Source organism: Pseudomonas sp. TJI-51, from assembly GCF_000190455.2.
Lineage (GTDB): Bacteria > Pseudomonadota > Gammaproteobacteria > Pseudomonadales > Pseudomonadaceae > Aquipseudomonas > Aquipseudomonas juntendi.
Genome location: NZ_AEWE02000197.1, coordinates 1 through 3,652, shown reverse-complemented (window position 1 = coordinate 3,652; position 3,652 = coordinate 1). Strand labels below are relative to the sequence as shown.

Here is a 3,652-nt window from a genome sequence, read left to right as displayed (position 1 = left end):
GGCTAAAGCCGCTTCTACAAGGGTTACGCGTTCGTTGTAGAAGCGGCTTTAGCCGCGAAGAGGCCGGCACTGACAAACGAGGAAGTCATGCCCAAACGCACCCCGCTAGACCCCGCCACCGCCCGCTGGATCCCCTGGGTGGTCGCCATCGCCTTCTTCATGCAGTCCCTGGACGGCACCATCCTCAACACCGCGCTGCCGGCCATGGCCCGCTCGCTGGCCGAAGACCCGCTGCGGATGCAGGGCGTAATCATTGCCTACATGCTCACGGTGGCCCTGCTGATACCCGCCTCGGGCTGGATCGCCGACCGCTTCGGCACCAAGCGCATCTTCTTCAGCGCCATCCTGCTGTTCAGCTTTGGTTCGCTGCTATGCGCCGCCGCCAACAGCCTCGGCTTCCTGATTTTCGCCCGTGTGGTGCAGGGCCTGGGCGGCGCCCTGATGCTGCCGGTCGGGCGGCTGGTGGTGTTGCGCGCCTACCCGCGCAGCGAGCTGGTACGCATCATGAGCTTCATTACCATCCCCGGCCTGCTCGGGCCACTGCTGGGTCCGACGGTGGGCGGATGGCTGGTGGAGATCCTCAGCTGGCACTGGATTTTCCTGCTCAACCTGCCTGTCGGCCTGCTGGGCTGCTACGCCGTCTGGAAGTTCATCCCCGACCTGCGCGGCGCTGAACGCACCCGCTTCGATACCCCTGGCTTCCTGCTGTTCGGCGCCGCGATGGTGCTGATCACCATTGCCATGGAGGGGCTCGGCGAGCTGCACCTGCCGCACCTGCGGGTGATGCTGCTGCTGTTTGCCGGCATGGCGTGCCTGGCCGCCTACTGGCTGCGCGCCGGGCGCGACCCCGAGCCGCTGTTCTCGCCCAGCCTGTTCCGCGTGCGCACCTTCGCCATTGGTATCCTGGGCAACCTGTTCGCGCGCCTGGGCAGCGGCGCCCTGCCATTCCTGGTGCCATTGCTGCTGCAAGTCGCACTGGGCTATTCGCCGGCCCAGGCCGGCATGAGCATGATCCCGCTGGCGGCGGCGGCAATGGTGGCCAAATCCCTTGCCAGGCCGCTGATCGAACGCTTCGGCTACCGCATCATCCTGACCAGCAATACCTTGCTGCTGGGCCTGCTGCTGGCCAGCCTTGGGCTGGTTGACGAGCAGACGTCCTATGCCGTGCTGCTGATCCAGCTGGGGCTGCTGGGCGCGGTCAACTCGATGCAGTTCACGGCAATGAACACGGTAACCCTGATCGACCTCGACGATGCCAGCGCCAGCAGCGGCAACAGCCTGCTATCGGTGGTCGCGCAGCTGGCGCTGAGCCTGGGCGTGGCCTGCGCCGGCGCCCTGCTTGGCGGCTTCACCGCCGCCGGCAGTGCCGAAGGTGTGGACACCACATTGGGCGCCTTCCAGCTGACCTTTGTCACCATCGGCGTGATGGCCATGCTGGCGGCGGCGATCTTCCTGCAGCTGGCACCGACGGACGGAAGGCGTGCCCGTCGTCCGGAACACCACATGGAGTCTTAGGGCGAATGGCCACGAGGCTGGTAGACTATGCGGCATTTTTAGCTTCGCACCGCAGGCCCGCCTCGTGACCACCGAATCCACCGCCTTTGCCACCTTGCCGCTGTCCACTGCCATGCTGGCCAACCTGGACGCCCTCGGCTATGCCGCGATGACACCGATCCAGGCCCAGAGCCTGCCGGTCATCCTCAAGGGCCAGGACCTGATTGCCCAGGCCAAGACCGGCAGCGGCAAGACCGCCGCCTTCGGCATCGGCCTGCTGAACCCGATCAACCCGCGTTACTTCGGCTGCCAGGCCCTGGTGCTGTGCCCGACCCGCGAACTGGCCGACCAGGTCGCCAAGGAACTGCGCCGCCTGGCCCGCGCCGAGGACAACATCAAGATCCTGACCCTGTGCGGTGGTGTCTCGCTGGGCCCGCAGATCGCCTCGCTGGAGCACGGTGCGCACATCATCGTCGGTACGCCTGGGCGCATCCAGCAGCACCTGGACAAAGGCACACTGGTACTCGATGGCCTGAACACCCTGGTGCTCGACGAAGCCGACCGCATGCTCGACATGGGCTTTTTCGATGCCATTGCCAGCATCATCGGCAAAACCCCATCGCGCCGCCAGACCCTGCTGTTCTCGGCCACCTACCCGGCCGGCATCAAGCAACTGGCCGCCGACTTCATGCGTAACCCGCAGCAAGTGAAAGTCGAGAGCCTGCACACCGACAACCAGATCGAGCAGCGCTTCATAGAGATCGACCCAGAGCAGCGCCTGGAAGCGGTGACCCGCGTGCTGGGCCACTATCGCCCGCAGTCGTGCGTGGCGTTCTGCTTCACCAAGCAGCAGTGCGAAGACGTGGTTGCTCACCTGACCGCCAAGGGTATCGTCGCCCAGGCGCTGCACGGCGACCTGGAGCAGCGCGACCGCGACCAGGTCCTGACCATGTTCGCCAACCGCAGCAGCTCGGTGCTGGTGGCCACCGACGTGGCCGCGCGCGGCCTGGACATCGATGGCCTGGACATGGTCATCAACGTCGAGCTGGCACGCGATGCGGAAATCCACGTGCACCGCGTGGGCCGTACTGGCCGCGCTGGTGAGAAGGGCCTGGCGGTGAGCCTGGTTGCCCCGGCAGAAGGCCACCGCGCCCAGGCCATCGAGCAACTGCAGAAGAGCCCGCTGCGCTGGGACCAGCTCGACAGCCTGAAGAGCAAGGGCGGCGAGCCGCTGCTGCCGGTGATGAGCACCCTGTGCATCGCCGCCGGGCGCAAGGACAAGCTGCGCCCGGGCGACATTCTCGGGGCGTTGACCGGTGATGCCGGAATACCGGGCAAGCAGGTGGGCAAGATCGCGATCTTTGACTTCCAGGCGTTTGTGGCGGTGGAGCGGGCGCTCGCCAAGCAGGCCATGCAGCGCTTGAACAGCGGCAAGATCAAGGGCCGGTCCCTGAAAGTCCGTATCGTCTGACATTTTTTGGGGCTGCCTTGCAGCCCATCGCAGGCAAGCCAGCTCCCACAGGATCACCGCATCGTCTGACATTTTTTGGGGCTGCTTTGCAGCCCATCGCAGGCATGCCAGCTCCCACAGGGTCACCACAGGCCTTCAGGCTTGTGCAGTACCTGTGGGAGCTGGCTTGCCTGCGATGGGCCGCACAGCGGCCCCGGCTATCTATGAGGTAACACCGTGCACTCCACCGACGTGATCATCCTCGGCGCCGGCGCCGCCGGCCTGATGTGCGCCCAGCTCAGCGCCCGCCGCGGCCGCCGGGTACTGTTGCTCGACCACGCCAACAAGCCAGGCAAGAAGATCCTCATGTCTGGCGGCGGGCGCTGCAACTTCACCAATATGTACACCGAACCGGCCAACTTCCTCTCGCACAACGCCCATTTCTGCAAATCCGCGCTGGCCCGCTACACGCAATGGGACTTCATCGAGCTGGTGTGCAAGCACGGCGTGGCGTACCACGAGAAGAAGCTCGGCCAGTTGTTCTGCGACAACAAGGCCAGCGACATCCTCGACATGCTGCTGGCCGAATGCGACGAGGCCGGTGCCGAAATCCGCATGCACACCAGCATCGAACAGATCGAAAGAACCGAAAGCGGCTACCTGCTGCAGACCAGCGGCGGGCAGTTCGCCTGCCAGTCCCTGGTGATC

Annotated in this window: 3 protein-coding genes; all 3 read left to right on the top strand. The window is 65.4% G+C overall.

Features of this window, described 5'->3' with window-relative positions:
• The first annotated feature begins 87 nt into the window (after positions 1 to 87).
• Positions 88 to 1,515: a multidrug transporter subunit MdtD gene (gene mdtD, locus G1E_RS26880; protein WP_009681363.1), complete on the top strand. Its 1,428-nt coding sequence runs from the start codon at positions 88 to 90 to the stop codon at positions 1,513 to 1,515.
• Between the two features lie 112 nt (positions 1,516 to 1,627).
• Complete coding sequence (dbpA, locus tag G1E_RS26875; RefSeq protein ID WP_232961718.1) at positions 1,628 to 2,965, top strand: ATP-dependent RNA helicase DbpA; 1,338 nt, start codon at positions 1,628 to 1,630, stop codon at positions 2,963 to 2,965.
• A 216-nt stretch (positions 2,966 to 3,181) separates the two neighbouring features.
• On the top strand, positions 3,182 to 3,652 hold a 471-nt coding region (locus tag G1E_RS26870), incomplete at its 3' end, for an FAD-dependent oxidoreductase (RefSeq protein WP_047150290.1).

Coding starts and splice junctions, on each gene's coding strand:
- mdtD (WP_009681363.1), top strand. CDS start 88: ATGCCCAAACGCACCCCGCTAGACCCCGCCACCGCCCGCTGGATCCCC.
- dbpA (WP_232961718.1), top strand. CDS start 1,628: ATGCTGGCCAACCTGGACGCCCTCGGCTATGCCGCGATGACACCGATC.